General features: G+C 37.6%; 16 protein-coding genes. 12 read left to right on the forward strand and 4 right to left on the reverse strand.

Going from position 1 to position 18166, the window contains the following annotated elements:
* The 6 genes from uvrA (at position 1) to QNH69_RS04330 (ending at position 5893) form a co-directional block, all read left to right on the forward strand.
* A complete protein-coding gene (gene uvrA, locus QNH69_RS04305) occupies positions 1–2820 on the forward strand; it encodes an excinuclease ABC subunit UvrA (protein ID WP_282929355.1) in 2820 nt (939 codons plus the stop codon).
* Positions 2821–2829: 9 nt separating this feature from the next.
* Positions 2830–3096: a hypothetical protein gene (locus QNH69_RS04310; protein WP_282929356.1), complete on the forward strand. Its 267-nt coding sequence runs from the start codon at positions 2830–2832 to the stop codon at positions 3094–3096.
* 111 nt (positions 3097–3207) lie between these two features.
* Positions 3208–3525 (forward strand): DUF6442 family protein, encoded by a 318-nt coding sequence (locus QNH69_RS04315; RefSeq protein ID WP_282929357.1) that lies wholly within the window; start codon positions 3208–3210, stop codon positions 3523–3525.
* Positions 3526–3538: 13 nt separating this feature from the next.
* Positions 3539–3745, forward strand: a complete 207-nt coding sequence (locus QNH69_RS04320) for a helix-turn-helix transcriptional regulator (RefSeq protein ID WP_073998293.1) — start codon at positions 3539–3541, stop codon at positions 3743–3745.
* 89 nt (positions 3746–3834) lie between these two features.
* Positions 3835–4725: an ATP-binding cassette domain-containing protein gene (locus QNH69_RS04325; RefSeq protein WP_282929358.1), complete on the forward strand. Its 891-nt coding sequence runs from the start codon at positions 3835–3837 to the stop codon at positions 4723–4725.
* On the forward strand, positions 4718–5893 hold the full coding sequence (locus tag QNH69_RS04330; protein WP_282929359.1) for an ABC transporter permease: 1176 nt from the start codon (positions 4718–4720) through the stop codon (positions 5891–5893). Before QNH69_RS04325 ends, QNH69_RS04330 begins: the two co-directional genes overlap by 8 nt.
* Before the next feature lie 904 nt (positions 5894–6797).
* On the opposite strand, the gene QNH69_RS04335 is transcribed toward QNH69_RS04330, so the two are convergent.
* Positions 6798–7571 carry a hypothetical protein gene (locus QNH69_RS04335; protein ID WP_282929360.1) on the reverse strand — a complete coding sequence of 258 codons (774 nt, stop codon included), beginning with the start codon at positions 7569–7571 and terminating at the stop codon, positions 6798–6800.
* A gap of 24 nt (positions 7572–7595) precedes the next feature.
* Entirely contained in the window at positions 7596–8651 is a 1056-nt protein-coding gene (locus QNH69_RS04340) for a hypothetical protein (RefSeq protein ID WP_282929361.1), read from the reverse strand.
* Positions 8652–8820: 169 nt separating this feature from the next.
* Between QNH69_RS04340 and QNH69_RS04345 the strand changes: the two genes are divergently transcribed.
* The 4 genes from QNH69_RS04345 to QNH69_RS04360 all read left to right on the forward strand — a co-directional run bounded on the left by QNH69_RS04345 (position 8821) and on the right by QNH69_RS04360 (position 11663).
* Positions 8821–9723 carry a helix-turn-helix transcriptional regulator gene (locus tag QNH69_RS04345; protein ID WP_282929362.1) on the forward strand — a complete coding sequence of 301 codons (903 nt, stop codon included), beginning with the start codon at positions 8821–8823 and terminating at the stop codon, positions 9721–9723.
* Between the two features lie 284 nt (positions 9724–10007).
* Positions 10008–10133, forward strand: a complete 126-nt coding sequence (locus tag QNH69_RS04350; protein WP_282929363.1) for a YvrJ family protein — start codon at positions 10008–10010, stop codon at positions 10131–10133.
* A gap of 12 nt (positions 10134–10145) precedes the next feature.
* Positions 10146–10826, forward strand: coding sequence for a peptidoglycan amidohydrolase family protein (locus tag QNH69_RS04355; protein ID WP_282929364.1), 681 nt, complete (start codon positions 10146–10148; stop codon positions 10824–10826).
* Between the two features lie 63 nt (positions 10827–10889).
* Positions 10890–11663, forward strand: a complete 774-nt coding sequence (locus QNH69_RS04360; RefSeq protein ID WP_282929365.1) for a hypothetical protein — start codon at positions 10890–10892, stop codon at positions 11661–11663.
* Positions 11664–11725: 62 nt separating this feature from the next.
* Here QNH69_RS04360 and QNH69_RS04365 read toward each other — a convergent pair whose 3' ends face one another.
* Positions 11726–12580 carry an IS3 family transposase gene (locus QNH69_RS04365; RefSeq protein ID WP_282930181.1) on the reverse strand — a complete coding sequence of 285 codons (855 nt, stop codon included), beginning with the start codon at positions 12578–12580 and terminating at the stop codon, positions 11726–11728.
* Complete coding sequence (locus QNH69_RS04370) at positions 12544–13110, reverse strand: helix-turn-helix domain-containing protein (RefSeq protein ID WP_282928976.1); 567 nt, start codon at positions 13108–13110, stop codon at positions 12544–12546. The genes QNH69_RS04365 and QNH69_RS04370 overlap by 37 nt, the downstream gene beginning before the upstream one ends.
* Positions 13111–14251: 1141 nt before the next feature.
* Here QNH69_RS04370 and QNH69_RS04375 point away from each other — a divergent pair.
* Positions 14252–14764, forward strand: a complete 513-nt coding sequence (locus tag QNH69_RS04375; protein WP_282929366.1) for a hypothetical protein — start codon at positions 14252–14254, stop codon at positions 14762–14764.
* Between the two features lie 430 nt (positions 14765–15194).
* Positions 15195–16568, forward strand: a complete 1374-nt coding sequence (locus QNH69_RS04380) for a hypothetical protein (RefSeq protein WP_282929367.1) — start codon at positions 15195–15197, stop codon at positions 16566–16568.
* The last annotated feature ends 1598 nt before the right edge of the window (positions 16569–18166 follow it).

Consider the following 18166-nt stretch of genomic DNA (forward strand, 5'->3'; position numbering starts at 1 on the left):
TTGACAGAACACGACATAGTTATAAAGGGTGCTCGCACCAACAACTTAAAAAATGTCAACATTACTCTGCCACGCGATAATATGATAGTTTTTACTGGGCTTTCCGGATCTGGAAAGTCCACTTTGGCCTTTGACACAATTTATGCCGAAGGACAAAGGCGCTATGTAGAAAGTCTATCATCCTACGCTAGGCAGTTTTTGGGCAATGTTGATAAGCCAGATGTGGATAGCATAGAGGGACTTTCCCCATCCATATCCATAGACCAAAAAACAACCAACAGGAACCCAAGGTCAACCGTAGCCACAGTCACAGAAATATACGACTACTATAGACTTCTCTATGCCAGAATTGGCGATGCTTATTGCCCAGTTTGTGGCAAGAAAATCGAAGCCCAATCCATAGACCAAATGGTAGACCATATCTTGGAATTACCAGAGAAAACCCGTATACAAATCCTTGCCCCAATGATAAAGGGCAAAAAAGGTCAGCACAAAAAAGCCCTAGAAAATATCCAAAAACAAGGCTTTGTGAGAGTTGTCATAGATGGCGAGAAATACGACTTAGCAGAAGAGATTGAACTATCCAAAACCAAAAAACACGACATATCAATTGTAGTAGATAGGATTGTAATCAAAGAGGGAATCAATGCTAGACTTACAGATTCTTTGGAAACTGCCCTAGGCCTTGCCAATGGCTTGGTCATAATCGATGTCATAGACGGTGAGCCTTTTATGATGAGTTCCAAGCTTGCCTGCCCAGATGGTCACGTGAGCCTGCCAGAGATTACACCAAATATGTTTTCCTTCAACGCGCCAATAGGCATGTGTCCAGATTGTAATGGCCTAGGTTTTCACTTGCAAATTGACCCAGAACTGGTAATCCCGCAGAAAAATCTTTCTATAGATGAGGGGGCCATAGATGCCTATGCTGGTTCTGCCAAGGGTTCATACTACTACGAAACTATCAAGGCCATAGCCGACCATTATGATTTTCCAACTGATAAGCCAATCAAAGATGCTCCACAAGAGATGATTGACGATATCCTTTATGGTACCGACTACGAGCTAAACTTTGTCTTTGACTCCAGATTTTCTGGCAGAAAGAGATACAAGGGCAAATTTGAAGGAGCTATCACTAACCTTACTGACAGGTACGAAAGGTCAAACTCTGACTCACTAAGAAAAAGAATTGGCGAATTCATGGGAGAAGAAGAATGCCACACCTGCCACGGAGACAGGCTAAAGCCAGAAGTTTTGGCCATCAAAATAAACGAGACAAATATATCAGATTTGACCAAACTATCTGTAGAAAAATCTATAGAGTTTTTTGACAAGCTAGAACTATCAGAAATGAAAGCAAAAATAGCTGAGCTTATCATCAAGGAGATTAAGGCTAGACTTAAGTTTTTAAATGACGTAGGCCTTGGCTACCTTACCCTAAGCCGAGCTGCTTCAACCCTTTCTGGAGGAGAAAGTCAGAGGATAAGACTTGCAACCCAGATTGGCTCAGGCCTTGTAGGAGTATGCTATGTCCTAGACGAGCCATCAATTGGACTCCACCAAAGGGACAACGACAAGCTAATCACTTCCCTAAGAAATCTCACAGACATAGGCAATACCCTAATTATCGTAGAACACGACGAGGATACAATACGTGAAGCCGACTATATAGTGGACATAGGTCCAAAAGCTGGTGTTCACGGGGGAGAAGTTGTGGCCAAGGGAAGTCTTGATGACATTGTAAATGCCAAAAATTCTATAACAGGCGACTACCTATCCGGTAGAAAAGAAATTCCAGTCCCTCAAACAAGGAGAAAATCTGACAAATTTATAGAGATTAAGGGCGCCAGGGAGAATAACCTCAAGGACATAGATGTAAAAATCCCTGTAGGAGTCCTCACATCTGTAACAGGAGTATCAGGATCAGGCAAATCTTCACTGATAAATGAGATTTTATACAAGTCTGTAACAAGAAGGCTCAACAAAACCAAGATTCGCCCAGGCAAACACGACGATATCCTAGGTCTTGATCAAATAGACAAGGTCATAGCTATCGACCAATCTCCAATAGGAAGGACACCAAGGTCCAATCCTGCAACCTACACCAAGGTCTTTGACAACATCCGCGATGTATTTGCCATGACCAACGAGGCCAAGATGAGGGGTTATGCCAAGGGCAGATTTTCATTCAATGTAAAGGGTGGACGTTGTGAAGCTTGCAAGGGTGATGGTACAATCAAGGTAGACATGATGTTCTTGCCAGATGTATATGTGCCATGCGAAGTTTGCCACGGCAAGCGCTACAACCGCGAGACTCTAGAAGTCAAATACAAGGGCAAAGATATATCAGAAGTTTTGGACATGACAGTTGAAGAAGGGATAGAATTTTTTGAAAACCACGCCCCAATTGTCAGAAAACTCCAAACCCTATACGATGTAGGACTTGGCTATATCAAGATTGGCCAACCATCCACAGAGCTATCTGGTGGAGAGGCTCAAAGGGTAAAACTTGCCACAGAACTAGCAAAAGTTGGCACAGGTCAAACCCTATATATACTCGATGAACCAACCACAGGCCTACACATGGCCGATGTCCACAAACTAATAGAAGTCCTAAACCGCCTAGTTGACCAAAACAACACGGTGGTTGTCATAGAGCACAACCTAGATGTAATCAAAGTATCAGACTATATCGTAGACCTAGGACCAGAAGGTGGAGATGGTGGTGGGACCCTAGTAGGAGCTGGAAGTCCAGAAGAGATAGCAAAAAACAAAAAATCATACACGGGCAAGTACCTAAAGAAAATTCTTAAAAAATAGGAGATAATAATGGGATTTGAAGATAAAAAAGACAACAAAGTAGACACAAAGAGAAACGGTAGACCAGTAAGTTTTTCAATGGGAGATGGTCAAGATTTATATATAGATCTACCAGAATCTATCCCAGGCCAAGAGGATATGGCTACTGATGACAGCGCAGAAGTTTCAGCAAAAGACTTAAGTAACAAGCTAAACAAAACAACAAAGGAAATCGAAGATTTACTAAAAAGTGTTGGTATTGACGATGTTTCAAAGATTTTAAATGAAGATAATTAATCAAGGCTGCTTCGGCAGTCTTTTTTAGTACTTAAAAATTAATTGTTGACAAGTACACTTGGCATATGTATAATTAAAATACCAAGTATACTTGTCAAAAAGGAGAAAAATATGAACAGAGAAGAAATACTGGCAAAGAGCAGAAAGGATTATGAGAAAAATGATGAATATCTCCTAGATGCACTGACAAAAGCAGGCAAGATTTCAAGTCAAGTTGGCCTAGTAGTGACTGCTATTATAGTGGCTGGAGATCAATTTGTCTTCAATACTTACAATTATGGAGCCCAAGCCATATACTTTGCTATTATGGGAACCATGGACATAGTTAGATATAAATATATCAAAGAAAAGAAAGACCTAGTTTGGGGAATAATCTTTGCAATAGGCTCAGTACTTAGTCTAGTCGCACATTTTATGAGTTTTAACTAAAAAAGGTCAAGCTATGAATGAAGAATTGATCCTAAAAAATAGGCTAAAAGAAGTAAGAAAGGCCAAAGGTTATTCCCAACAAAAGCTAGCTGACGAAGTTGGTGTTTCTAGAAATACTATAAGTTCAATAGAAACGGGCCAATTTAATCCGACTGCTAAGTTGGCCTTGATCTTGTGCATAGCCTTAGATGAAAAATTTGAAGATTTATTTTATTTTTAGCAATATTGATTTAATTTGGGTAAAATTGTAAGAGAAGTATTAATTATTTTTTGAAAATTATTAACTATAAAAGATAAAGGAGTAAAGCTATGATTGAGGTAAAAAATGTATCTAAATCTTTTGGCAAAGTCCAGGCTCTGGACGATGTTTCCTTTGAAGTAGACAAGGGAGATGTCTTTGGTCTGATTGGCCAAAACGGTGCTGGCAAATCAACCCTATTTCGTTCTATGATGAATTTCTTTGACGATTACAGTGGAGAGATTCTATATGATGGAAAACCAATAGCAAAAGTCCCTCTAGAAAAAATTGGATTTTTGCCAGAAGAAAGATCTCTTTCACCAAAAAAGACCATTGAAGAAGAAATCCGCTACTTCGCAAAGCTAAATCAAATGGACAGTATTCCCAAGGAAACTTTAGAAAAGTGGTTTGATAGATTCGAAATCAAGGGCAATCTTACAGACAAGATCAAGTCCTTATCAAAGGGTAACCAACAAAAAGTCCAACTCTTGGCAGCAGTAATATATAGGCCAGAATTTGTAATCCTAGATGAACCACTTTCAGGTCTTGACCCATACAATATCAGGCTATTGGAAGATATCATCAAAGAACTAAACTCCATGGGCATGACCATATTATTTTCATCCCACAACATGGAAAACGTAGAAGCCCTCTGCAATAAACTTGTCATGCTAAAAAACGGCAAAGTTGTCCTAAACGGTACTCCAGCAGAGATTAGAAATACTTATCCAAGAGAGGAAATCTTGGTAGAAACAGATAGGGACTTGCTGCCACTTATAGATGGCAAGGTCAAATCTTACACTAAAAATGGCAATATTTGGAAACTTTACCTCAATGACCAAAACGATAGCAGAGAGATCTATGAATCAATCAAAAATCACATAGGTTTTGTTAGCCAATTTAGCCAAGCTGCCCCTACACTAAACGAGATATTTGCAAAGGTGGTGGAAAGTCATGAATAGAATGAAAATTGTAGCCCAAGATACTTTGATGAAGCAAATCAAATCAGGTTCTTTCTGGTTTATGATCTTGTTCCCAATTATTATGATGGGCATAACCATGGCCATTGGCTATTTTGCTAGTAGCTCTGGCAACGACATGGCAGTCATAGCAGATGAAAGTATAGCACCATACTTTGAAAACAACCCAGACTATGATTTTAGGCTTATCAGCGAAGATGAACTTGATAAGTTATTAGACGATAAAGAAATATCATCCTATGCAAAAGTCAAAGATGACAATGGAATAATCACAGCAGACTATATGTCTGGCTCATCATCAATGGGTCAAAAACTAACCCTACAAAGTATCCTAGGCCAAATCCAAACTGATATCAACGCCCAAAAGGCCGACCTTAGCCAAGAACAGATAAAGGCCTTAGGAAAGATGCCAGTAATCAATGAAATCAGCGATGAAAAAGAAGAAAATAGGTCAATGGGTATGATAATCTACTTCATCTTCTTATTTTTGATGTATATGATATCAATCAGCTTTATAAATGTAGTCCTATCAGAAACAGCTACCGAAAAGGGAACAAAGATGATAGAATTCATCTTCTCATCAGTAAGACCTGGAGATTATTTTGCGGGCAAAATGACAGGCAACTTCTTAGCAGTCCTCATACAAATGATGACCTATGTAATATTTGGAGTCATAGGATTTAATATAGCAAAGGCCAAGGGCATACTAGATGGCTTGCCAATAGACCTAGCCATGGGCCCAAACTTTACCCCGATTTTGATAGAAATGATACTGCTATTCCTACTAGGGATATTCATCTTCCTAATAGCAGCAGGCATGCTAGGATCATTTGCAACAAAAGTAGAAGACGCCGGCAAAATGGGATCCCCACTAATATTTTTAATAGTAATCCTATTTTTCCTAGCCTTTAACCTAATCAATAAAGGAGATGTAATGGTTGGCAAAATCCTATCCTACGTACCATTCGCATCAACATTCTTCATGCCATTAAGACTACTAAACGGCTACGCCACAATAGCACAGGGAGCCATATCAGTAGTAATACTTCTAATCTCAATATTATTGATGTACAAATTTGGAGAAAAAGTTTATAAGAAAAATATACTAAACTATTCAACAGATGGTTTTTTCAAAAGAAAAAAGAAATAAAAAAGTTTTTATAAAAAACTTTAAGAAAAAATGGAGCATAATTGCTCCTTTTTTTGATGGGAAAAAAGTTTTTGAAAAAATAGTTTTTGTCTTAAGGAATTAATGTCTTTTATTTGATTATTCTTTAAGGGTGTACCGTTGCACCTCGGGGGATAGGAATTAGGGGTAGCGGAGACCCCTTTTTCCTTTCCCCCGATCCCCCTAAACCTTCTACAGCCCCACCGCCACTGCGTGGTGCGCAGAGCAGTAGAAGTTTGCTTCGCAAATTCTTAGTTTAGAAAATATATTGTATTTACTACATTTATAATTCCAAAAGACCTGTCATCCTTGAGGGAGGTTTTTTCAAGAGCCGACCGAAGGATCTCCATAAGATTGGTTAGCCTATGGGATTCTTCAGTCGCTATCGCTTCTTCAGAATGACAAGTAGGAGGGTACAAAACCGTGAGTATAGAGGAGGGAAAATTGTATTGTTTTCAAATTGTAGAATTTCGTTAAGAAATCGCACTGTTTGAGCGTAGCGAGTTTGCGATTTTAGAAATTCAAGATTTAGAAAACACCAATTTTTTTAGTCTATAATGCGAATTGACCCTATCAAATCGTAAGAATTTGCACAGCAAATTCTTACTAATTCGCTCCACGCAGTGGCAGAGGGGTGAAATGGGTCGGGGGCCCGGGGAAGGGCAAAAGGGGCCTCTGCCGCCCCTACCGCCCTGCACCCCGGTGTCGAAGAATAAACCTTAAACAATGATTAAATATAAGACATCTATCACTTTAAAAATGAAAAAATATATTTTTAGGAATTTTTTATAAAGATCCTTCGGTCACATTTGTTCCCTCAAGGATGACAGGTCTGTGTCATAACAATATATGAAAATTATATATTCCGATTAAAAAAGAAAAGTTCCTAACTTTGCCTTGCCCTAATATATCTCATAGGAGAATATATTGCCCAGGTGGTATTCCATAGCAAGTCTGCTCCCATTACAATTTCAAGCTTTCCATCATTTAAAGTTGGGTTTACTTGGGCTTGGGGTAATGTTATGGTGTCCTCATCTATTTTTATGGTGAGGGCGGTTTGGTATGTTAGATTTTCCTTGTCTAGGCCTAGCATTTCCATTGTTTCTCTTCGGCCATCTTTGCCTGTTATCTTATCGAAGATATTTTGGCTTATTGATGTGATTGGTCTTGATGTGTCTAGGGCAGCTAGTACTCGCTCTCCCATGAAGTCAACATATAGGACTGGGGAGTTAGGTTTTTCTTTGGCTTTTAGGTCTTTGAAATCATCTACTTGGACTTGGAAGTCGCCTATCTTTAGATTGCCCCTAAAGCATAGTTGGGAGATGATATTCCATCCTAGTATCATATCTGCTGGAAAGGCGTTGCCCTCTGGGTCTTTTATTAGGTCGAAATTTTCATCCTTTGTCACTACTACTGGTGCGGATCCTATTTCAAGTTCACCTAGATTTAGTCTGATTCTTGCTCGTCTCCATCCCTTTTTGTCATCAATTGGCTCATCGTCTATATAGTCTATGTCTATTTGCTCTGCTAGGGATTCCTTGATCAAGCTATTGCCCTTGGTGTCAAACATTGCTGTTACTGGCAAGCCCCCTGCTTTTGCCTCTATAAAGACATAGTTTAGGTATTTGGCATCAGAAACTGGTACTTTTGTAAATTTCATTTTTTCTCCTTAATTTCTCAAATCTTATAATTTCTTGTTGATTATGTCTATTTTTGTAATAGATTCGCCGTCAGTATAAAAAACATACTGGGTATCGTTGCCTGCATCAAAGACAAGGCTAACTTGGCCATTTTTGTCTTTTTTGCCAATGGACATTCTTTGAGGATCTTGATTTTGCTTATCAATTTTCTTAAGCTCATCTATGCCCTGGCCTAGGAATATATTGCCAATGCTTAGGTCAAGGCTCTGATCACTTGTGATTTTTGCAATTTGCCCATCTTTGATACTCACATCAAAGTTATTTGTATTCTTGATTACAAATTCTATATCATTAGCATTTTCATCTTTCAAAAACGGGGAATGTAGTTTTATCTTAGACTCCTCATTCGGGCCAAGGATTTTATCATTTTGATCTGTATCAAAACTTGCCCCCAAAAGCTCTTCTATCTCGGCTATGGTTTCTGGGAACTTGACACTTTGGCCAAATACTACAAATTCTCCATCCACATAGGACTTATCCCTCATAAAGCTTTTGGAAAATATTGCCGCTGATACTAGCTTGTCATTGGAAAAATATAGGGAAACATAGTCGCTTTTCGTTTGATAATTGATATTTTTTTCCTTATCAGTACTTGCTTCTTCTATATAATAATCATCCAAGACTTTCATGGCCCTGGAGTAATCGTCTCCAAACTTAAGTCCATTTATCTCGAAATTGTCATTTAGGGTAGAATTGATGTAAACCTCAGTAATCAAGGCATCCTTGCTAGGAATTTCCTTTTCGCTATTATTTTTAAGCGATGCTCCAAAATCATTTTGGGCTGATGAGAAATTTACCATCAACTGTTCGTCCTTGCTTAAAGTTTCCTTGTAATAATCATTTTCTACTAGCTCTACACCACTTTTTTTAAAGTCACTATACTTTAAAGGAAGCTTATAATTTTTGCCAGCTAGGCTAAAACTATTTTCTACTTTCTTGGGACTCTCTAGGGGAGCCAGAGAAGTTTTATTATTTTCCTTGGGATTTTGCCCGCATGATGTTAAAATAATTATAAATAAGACTAACAAAATTTTCTTCATATCATTTCCTACAATTTTAAAAGTTATTATAATTATAATACATTTTCTTTCATAAAAAAAGGCTAAATTTGAACAATGCAACCAGCAGTTTACAAATTTCCAAAACGAATTGCTGGTATGCACCTTTAAGATTTAATAAAATGATAGCAGAAAAACAAAGGAGGATTTTATGATATTAGCAGATAAAATTATAAATCTTAGAAAAAAAGAATCTATGACCCAAGAAGACCTGGCCCACGAAATGGGTGTCAGTCGCCAATCAGTTTCCAAGTGGGAAAGCTCTATGGCCATGCCAGATTTAGACAAAATAGTCAAACTTTCAAACATTTTTGGAGTATCCACAGACTTCCTACTAAATGATGACCTAGGTATGGAAAATATTATAGTAAATGACAATGAGGAAAGCAAAGAAAGATTGGTTGATCTTAAAGCTTTGAACGAATATTATGATAGCTACGAAAAAATTGCAAGATCAATTGCCCTTGCTATTCCACTTTTTATCCTATCTTCGTTGCCAGTCCTAATATTGGGAGGAACTAATGAGGGGTTGGCAATAGTTCTCACATTGATACTAGTGGCCATATCTGTAGCTATATGTATACACGCAGGCTTTGTTTCAGATTCTATAGAATATGTAGAAAAAGAATCCTACACCTTTGCCTATGGAGTGGAAGGCGTCATCAAGAAAAACCTTGATGCCTATATGCCGACATTAAAAAGAAACGTCATAATAGCAGTACTCTTATACATCCTATCCCCAATAGGCTATATAGTAGAAAACCCAGCAAAAGATGGATATAACATAGTATTTCTAGTCCTAATAGCCCTAGCAACTTCGCTTATTTCCTATACCCTTATCAAATATTCGTCACTTCGCGACATTTTGGCATACAGGGATCCTAAAAAACAAAAGAAAGAATCATGGATGAACAAGTTTTCAGCCATACTTTGGATATCAACCATAGCAATTTTCCTAATCTACAGCTACACAAGTGGCAATTGGGGCAGAAGTTGGATTATATTTGTCATAGCTGGCGTCATCCAAATAGCAGTTTCAATTATCTTTGACTAAAATAATATAAAGCACAGGTGTCAATTGGCACCTGTTTTTTTTCGGGAATTTTCACATCCTTTTTCTATATAAGTATAGAAGGGAGGTGAAAACCATGGAAGTAATCTGTATCTACAAAGAAGATGAAGATAAAGAAGACAAAGAGGACGAGACAGACAATCAATAGGAATGCGACAAGTTTTTTTCGCCCTATGGAAAGATTCTTTAGCGCGAAATAGTTTTTCTACTAGTATAAACTTCTAGAAATCCATGACCATCCTACAAATAAAAGCGAGGAGGTATATATGGATATAACAAAACTAATCGGAGACCTAGGCTTTCCAATAGTGATAACCCTGATACTAATCTATCAGATAGATGGGAAGCTAGACCAAATCTTACAAGAAATCAGAGAAATCAAAAACGACTAATAAGGAGGGCATATGCCATCAATTGACAAAATGCTAGCCTTTGCCAGATCCAAACACCACAAGGTGAAATATTCCATGGCCTACCCAGCTCGTCTGGGTCCAGGGTCCATGGACTGCTCATCCTTTGTCTACTATAGCCTCATAGCAGGGGGATTCTTGCCGGCAAACACCACCATAGGCAACACAGAAACCCTATACAAAGAAAAAGGCAAGGCCTTAGAAGAAATCTACTCCTACCAAGAAATCTTGCCCGGAGATATATTTATCAGAGGCATAGAGGGCAGATCTGCCGGAGCAGGCGGACACACGGGGATTTTCACCAGAAAAGGGGAAATCATCCACTGCAACGCCCTAAATAACACCGTCACCATCAACAACGAATCATCCTTCATCAGATATTTCTTGGACTGCAAGCGTTCATATGCCGAGCGCTACTTTAGGCCTGTAGGTAAAAGCGAGCAGAAATATATCAACAAAACTGGCAAGGCCATAGTCCACTACCCAACCAATGTCAGAGCTCACCCCTCAACCAAGGGCCCAATCGTAGCCACCTATCCAGCCAATTCCACCATCTACTATGATAGAATCCTTGCCGCAAATGGCTATTGGTGGCTATCATACATCGGCCAAAGCTCTGGCAAAAGGAGATATGTAGCCTACAAAGACAACAAAAATTCCTGGATTAGCCTCTAAAAGCTCACATTATGGGTATAAATAAAGCAAATAATCACACTTACCCAGATAAAGGAGGCTATTTTGGCTGATAAAAATACACAAAATCAAAACGAGAAAGTAGAACAAAATAAGAATGCAGAAGCTTTAACAAAAGACCTAGACCAAGGCGAAGAACTATACACAGGCTTTGGCTTTGGCAACATAGACACAGACGTAGAAGTCCCAAGCCCAGATCAATCAAGCTTCATTGAAAAAGAAGAAAAAATCATAGAAAAACCAAACTTAACAATAATAGATGACAGAAAAGAAGATCAAGTAAAAGAAATCGAAATAAGGACAAAAGAAAGCACAGATAGAAAAATCTCCTCAAAAATCACCAGCGAAAAAAGAGAAATACCAAGAGAAACAAAAGTAGTCATAGAGCCTCACCAAGGAAACATCAGAAGCCACCAAAGCACTATGGATGGGAGAGAAGTACAAACAAACTATCTCCTAGAAACAGAAGAGGGAAAGTCTTATCAAAGACCAATAACAAAGACTTATAGCGAAAGCTATCACAAAGCAAAGGAAAATGTGCAAAGATACACAGGCAAACAAAGCCCAGACTACGAACTAAAAGGCGTATACTTCACCAACAAACATCAAAGGGCAAACCCCCTAAGCCTCAAAAACCCACTAAACCAAGACCCAACCATAAACCCAATACCAATCAAACGCCACTACAAAAATATAAAAGCCAGCAAGAAAAAACAAATCCCATGGAAACCAATAGCCCTAGGCCTAGCCGCAACCATAGGAGCCTTCAAAATAATCACAGCAATCACAGATGATGAAGATGAAGGATTTATCTTTTAGAAAAAGAAACAAAACGCACTAAGAAAATGATGTGTACCCATAAAACTGGACACAATATTTAATTAACTAATTGTAGTGGATGCTAACCTATACTTTGTAGGTGGCATCCATTTTGTTTTGGATTGAATTCTCTCGTTATTGTAATAATCAATATATTCCTCTATTGCTCTCGAAAATTCTTCAAAAGAGCTATAGCTCTTTTCATAACCATAATAAATTTCATTTTTTAATCTTCCAAAGAATGTCTCCATAATGGAGTTATCATAGCAATTTCCCTTCCTTGACATTGATTGTCTTATGTCATGTTTTTTAAGCTCATTCACATAGTATTTATGTTGGTATTGCCATCCTTGATCTGAATGTAGTATCAGATTATTTAGTTTCGGAAATTTGTTAAATGCTTTTTCTAACATATTAGATATTTGTTTTAAATTAGGGCGTAAGGATAAGTCATAAGATATTATCTCATTTGTATACATATCAAGTATTGGAGAGATGTAGCATTTACCCCAAGAAAATTTAAATTCTGATACATCAGTGGCCCATTTTTGTAGAGGTCTATCTGCCTTAAAATCTCTATTTATTATATTATCAGCTACTTTACCTACCTTCCCCTTATATGAGTGGTATTTTTCTTTAGACCTTTTTCCGAATAGCTTTAACTCATGCATTATCCTTTGCACTCTTTTATGATTTATGACATAACCTTGATTTACCAACTCCATATATACTCTTCTTACTCCATATCTGCCTTTGTGTAAGTTAAATATTTGGGTTATTTTATCTGCGATATGACTATTCTTATTTTTTATCTTATCAACTTTATTTATTTCAAAATAGTATGTTGACCTTGGCATATCAATAGCTATTAAAAGATATTTTAGTTTGTATCCTTTTTCTTTGAGTTCTTTGACAATCGCTGCTTTTTCGCCTTGAGTTGCGCAGCGTAACGTTCTTCTCTCAAGGCGATCTCTTTTTTTATTATTTCATTTTCTGCCTTTATATATTCATTCTCTGCTCTAAGTCTTATTAGTTCTTCTCTTTCAGATTCATTAAGTTCTTTTACTTTATGGTTATTTTTACTTTTCATACTTGTATTTTTAGATTTACGGCCTTTCTTTTTATTAACAAGACCATTATATCCATAATTTTTATACTTGTTAACCCATGAATAGAGTTGTCCATCATTAATTCCGTATTCAATTGCTACAGACTTTATTGAATTTCCAGCTAATACCTTAGATACCATTTCTAACTTCTCATCAGGTGTCCAATTGATATTATTTCCATGTTTTAAAATTTCTGGTCCATGAAGTTCTTCTAACTTAAACCATATTCTAATTGAATCATGAAAGTTTTTTTCGGTGGTCCCTTCAGGTGTATCAGGCCATTTACCTTCCCTATACAACTGTACACATTCTTTTTTGAATTCATAACTATATTTCATAAAAAACACCCTCCTTACTGGTTTGTCCAGTAAAGAGGGTACATATCAAAAAAATGGTGCGTTTTTTTAATAAAAACTTTTAGAAAAAATCTTTTTTACAATGTTAACTTATATAGCATTACTTATTTCAACAGCCTATACTCTACGACATTCCCTGTCATCCTTCTTGACCTATCCCAATTTCGCTTTGTGAAATTGATGGAAGGTCAAATGTAGCGAAGTCCAAATCTATGATTTGGCTAACGGAGCCTACCGAGGGAGGTACTCTTAGGACCGACCGAAGGATCTCTATAAAAAATTCCAAAAAAGATATTTTTTTTATTTTAAAAATAATAGATGTCTTATATTTAATCATTGTTTAAGGCTGTCTCTTCGTCCTAAGGGGGAAAACCCAGGGGAGTTAATAAGCTCGTCCGGCTGGTTGAGGACTCTCACCAACCGGTTACGAAAACTCGCTTCTTCGAAGCTCTCCCGTGCTTCCGCACTAAGTTTTCGGGGTAAAAGCCCAAAATTAATGGGCTTTTACCTCCCCCTTAAACCCCCTTTTCTGCTACCCCCTCGAAACGGCCACTCGCGTGGGGCGATGTTGTGGTATAAACACCCAAAATAGGGTTTTATCAATCTCAAATTTCTAAAAATCGCAAACTCGCTACGCTCAAACAGTGCGATTTTCTAAACGAAATTATGAGATCTTAAAACACCAATTTTTTTCTCCTCTAAGCTTAAAAACACTTAGACTTAACGGTGCAGCTTATAGTGCATTAACAGTCCAAACAAAAGAATTTGCGAAGCAAACTTCTACTGCTCTGCGCACCACGCAGTGGCGGAGGGGGTGAAAAGGGTTTTGGGGGACCGGGGGAAAGGGTATAGGGGTCTCCGTAACCCCTAATCCCTATCCCCCGGGGTCGAAGCTATAACCTAGAATAAGCGAAAGAATATAAGACATTCAAAACTTTTGGACTAAAAAGAAACATATTTCTTTCTCATTTGTCTAAAACTTCCCATATCAAAAACGAAAGAAAATCTTAAATAGAGGGTCGTAAACCCTCTGTTCAAAGCCTACTCTTTATGGTACACTTAAAGTCTAATATAGACATCAAAAGTCATTTAATGTAAAATTATTATAGAAAGGAGACCCCTTATGTACCATATAATCGCTGTGCTTCCAGAAGAAGTGAAAGGATTTGGCTTGTGTGCTCGTGTTTATACAGAGACATCCACCTACATAGATAAGAAGACACCGACACATTTTTTAAATACTCTATACAAAGAAAAGGGCAGGTCCAAGAAGCTTATGGACCAAAAATTTAAGTCCATCACACAAATGTCAAGAAATATCCCCTACACCATCGACCAAAACCATGTGTTTTTCGGCTTCAAATACCGCAAGGCCATCTACGACAAGGAGGGACGTGGCTTTGTCAATGTCACTTGGGTTGACCATATCGAAGGCTCCCAGATTATCCTAAGGTCAGGTGAATCCGTATCCACCTTAAACCAGGCACCAAGCCTCATCCAAAACAGAAACAACGCCCTCATCATGCTCTACAGGGAAATGTCTGAGATCAATTATGACAACTTTGCCACCATCAGATACATCAACGCCAACATAATAAATGATAAAAGTTACAAAATTGAAACAAATAAACCTTGACACATTTATTTACAGTGCTAAAATATAAGTGAACTATCTATAATCATTTGCATATATTTGTATCAAACAAAGGCAAATGATGGAAAATAGATTAAGAAAGCATGGGCTGAAATCTTAATCATGAGTGCAAGCAAATACTGATAGTTTACCAAAGACTGCAGGCAAATATATATTTAAAATAAATATATCTATAAAATCATTGGCCAAGGTCTTAAAAATCTTTCATATTACCAATATGATAAAATACCCATTTGTAACCATTATGAAGACAATGTGTCTATTCTTTAATAGATATTTTTTAGAAATATTTATTTTTTGAACAAATGTGTTGCAAAAATGTAGAATCTAGGGTAATATAGAAAGTGTAAAGTGAGTACTAATTAAACAATTAGTAAATTAAAACGAGAAAACAAAAAGGAGAATATTTCTAATGAAAAGAAATAAAATCGCAGCTGGTGCATTAGCATTAGCTCTAGGACTAGGTGCAGTAGCACCATCATTCGCAGCTGATACAAAAGTATCTGCAGAATACACATATGACTACAAAGAAGCTAAAAATAAATTCATCGAAAAATGGAACGCTCTAAGAGCAGCTGAAAAAGCACTTGCAAAAGCTGAAGAAAATGAAGCAGCAGCAAAAGCAGCTTATGAAGCAGCACTTAAAGCATTAAACGATTTCGAAGCAGTATATGGTGACAATGGTTCATATATAACAACTCTTGAAAGATACAAAAAAGAAAGATATAGACACATTGACACATATGTAAAAGCTGGAGGACAAACACCAGGTACAGAACTTGTAAAAATTGAATCAGAAGATGTTGATACAATTGGTAAACATGTAACAGAAGTTTCAACAGAAGATGGTATCATTGACAAAACAAAAGCTGAAACACAAGCAGAAGCTGTTAAAGACATCGTAGCTCTAAACCTAAGAATCAAAGAATTCACAAAAGAAGATGGTTGGATTCAAAATCAAAGAGCTAACCTTCAAGCTGAATTAACAAGAAGACAAGGTGACTACAACGAAGCTCAAAACGCAAGACAAGCAGCTGAAAACGCTGTTGAAAAATTAACAAATGACGCAAAAACAGGTGAATACGATAAAGCTAAAAAAGAACTTATCAAAGAAGGCGTTGGCGTAGACGTAATCAACAGAGCTGAAAAAGCTGGCGACATCACACTTATCTTTAAAGATGTAAAACCAGCTAAACCAGTTGAAAAAGATGAAATCAAACCAGAAACAAGAGCAGCTCTAGAAAAAGCTATCCTTGACGCTAAAATCCAAATCAAAGCTGTTGAAACATTAAAGAAAACAACACCAAAAACAATCGCTGGCGTTGTTGACAAACTAGACAAACTAGTTAAAGAAGCTGAAGCAACAATCAAAATGTCTGAAGAACTTCTAGGCAAAAAAGCAGCTTTTAACGTAGTATCTACAGCTTACGCTGCAGACGAAGAAAAATCAGCTGAAGAAAAAGCTAAAGAATTAACAGAAAAATTAAACGAAAAAACAAAAGAGATCGAAGATACTCTTAAAGAAAACGAAGCTAACCAACCAGCTGAAGAAGAAACAAAACCAGAAACAAAACCAGAAGAAAAACCAGCTGACGACAAAAAAGACGAAGAAAAACCAGCTGAAGATAAAAAAGAAGACAAAAAAGAAGAAAAAACAACTACAACAACAAAAGTAGTTAAAAAAGCTGGTAACAACGCTAAAACAGGTATCGCTGGTGTAGCTGGCGTAGCAGGCGTTCTAGCAGCAGCTTCAGTTGCATACGCAGCAAGCAAAAAAAATAACTAATTAATAGTTATAAAAAAAGAGCCCACAAAAGAGTGCACTCAATAAGGCTCAAAAATAAATAAAGAAAAGTAACGCGCGGTACTCACTTGAAAAAACCATCCACAGCAATGTGGATGATTTTTTTTGGCCAAAAAATCCGAAAAATGCCTTTTAATATAATGATAATTTTTACAATTTGTATTCTTCACCACACCTTGTCATCCTTCTTGACTATCCCTAGTCTCTTCATCTTGGGTGGCAAATTACATTTGTCATCTTCGAGATGAGCTGAAAGCGAATCCGAAGAACTCTATGTGAAATTGATGGAAGGTCAAATGTAGCGAAGTCCAAAAGCAGGCCGCCCGCCACATACAGGGCGATTTGGCTAACGAAGCCTACCGAGGGAGGCCATTAAGGGCCGACCGAAGGATCTCTATAAAGAAAATGGAAAGAAATAGATTTCTTTACTATTTTAAATGAAAACATATCTTATATTTAATCATTATTTAAGGTTTATACTTCGACCTAAGGGGGAAAACCCAGGGGAGTTAATAAGCCCGTCCGGCTGGTTGAGGACTCTCACCAACCGGTTACGAAAACTCGCTTCTTCGAAGCTCTCCCGTGCTCCCGCACTAAGTTTTCGGGGTAAAAGCCCAAAATCAATGGGCTTTTACCTCCCCCTTTAACCCCCTTTACTGCTACCCCCTCGAAACGGCCACTCGCGTGGGGCGTTGTTGTAGTATAAACACCAAAAAAGGGTTTTATCAATCTCAAATTTCTAAAAATCGCAAACTCGCTACGCTCAAACAGTGCGATTTTTTAAACGAAATTATGAGATTTTAAAACACCAATTTTTTCCATTACTAAGCATAGCAGATTAATTACTTTAGATTTTTCGAAAACGTAAATAAAATCATTTTTAAAAAACAAAAGAATTCTCGAAGAGAACTTCTACTGCTCTGCGCACCACGCAGTGGCGGAGGGGGTGTAGAAGGTATAGGGGGATCGGGGGAGTTAAACAGCCGTTGACTTCGGCTGTTTAACCCGGAAACTCAGTGCGGTAGCACGAAGGAGCTTTGCAAAAAGCGAGTTTCCGTAGGAAAAAGGGGTCTGTCCTCTGTCAGCCGGACGGGCTAGTCAATCCCTAATTCCTATCCCCCGAGGTGCAAGGGTAAATACTTAAAACTATAATAAAATAAAAGATACTTATACACTTCTGATAGGAAAGAAACATATTTCTTTCCATTTTCTTTATAAAGATCCTTCGGTCGGTCCTAAAAGGACCTCCCTCCAGGATGACAGTGTGTAAGTTTCCACCGCTATAACTTATGTGTTCTTTACTTATATGCTTAGTGGTGCAGTTAATATTATGTAATCAGTCCAAACAAAAGAATTCGCAAAGCGAACTTCTACTAATCATTGCCCCACGCAGTGGCGGTGGGGGTGTAGAAGGTATAGGGGGATCGGGGGAAAGGAAAAAGGGGTCTCCGCTACCCCTAATTCCTATCCCCCGGAGTCGAAGTAAAAACTTTAAAAAGTAATTAAACTAAAGATATGCATAAAGTATAATAAAAAATAAATTTTTCCTATAGTTTTTGAAAACTATAGCACCCTCCATT

The organism is Anaerococcus sp. Marseille-Q7828 (genome assembly GCF_949769285.1).
Classification (GTDB): Bacteria; Bacillota; Clostridia; order Tissierellales; family Peptoniphilaceae; genus Anaerococcus.

What these genes read in the sequence shown, in the direction of transcription:
- QNH69_RS04320 (WP_073998293.1), top strand. Translation starts at nt 3,539, where the DNA reads ATGAATGAAGAATTGATCCTAAAAAATAGGCTAAAAGAAGTAAGAAAG.
- QNH69_RS04375 (WP_282929366.1), top strand. Translation starts at nt 14,252, where the DNA reads ATGTACCATATAATCGCTGTGCTTCCAGAAGAAGTGAAAGGATTTGGC.
- QNH69_RS04325 (WP_282929358.1), top strand. Translation starts at nt 3,835, where the DNA reads ATGATTGAGGTAAAAAATGTATCTAAATCTTTTGGCAAAGTCCAGGCT.
- QNH69_RS04370 (WP_282928976.1), bottom strand. Translation starts at nt 13,110, where the DNA reads ATGAAATATAGTTATGAATTCAAAAAAGAATGTGTACAGTTGTATAGG.
- QNH69_RS04355 (WP_282929364.1), top strand. Translation starts at nt 10,146, where the DNA reads ATGCCATCAATTGACAAAATGCTAGCCTTTGCCAGATCCAAACACCAC.
- QNH69_RS04315 (WP_282929357.1), top strand. Translation starts at nt 3,208, where the DNA reads ATGAACAGAGAAGAAATACTGGCAAAGAGCAGAAAGGATTATGAGAAA.
- QNH69_RS04340 (WP_282929361.1), bottom strand. Translation starts at nt 8,651, where the DNA reads ATGAAGAAAATTTTGTTAGTCTTATTTATAATTATTTTAACATCATGC.
- QNH69_RS04380 (WP_282929367.1), top strand. Translation starts at nt 15,195, where the DNA reads ATGAAAAGAAATAAAATCGCAGCTGGTGCATTAGCATTAGCTCTAGGA.
- QNH69_RS04330 (WP_282929359.1), top strand. Translation starts at nt 4,718, where the DNA reads ATGAATAGAATGAAAATTGTAGCCCAAGATACTTTGATGAAGCAAATC.
- QNH69_RS04350 (WP_282929363.1), top strand. Translation starts at nt 10,008, where the DNA reads ATGGATATAACAAAACTAATCGGAGACCTAGGCTTTCCAATAGTGATA.
- QNH69_RS04335 (WP_282929360.1), bottom strand. Translation starts at nt 7,571, where the DNA reads ATGAAATTTACAAAAGTACCAGTTTCTGATGCCAAATACCTAAACTAT.
- QNH69_RS04310 (WP_282929356.1), top strand. Translation starts at nt 2,830, where the DNA reads ATGGGATTTGAAGATAAAAAAGACAACAAAGTAGACACAAAGAGAAAC.
- QNH69_RS04345 (WP_282929362.1), top strand. Translation starts at nt 8,821, where the DNA reads ATGATATTAGCAGATAAAATTATAAATCTTAGAAAAAAAGAATCTATG.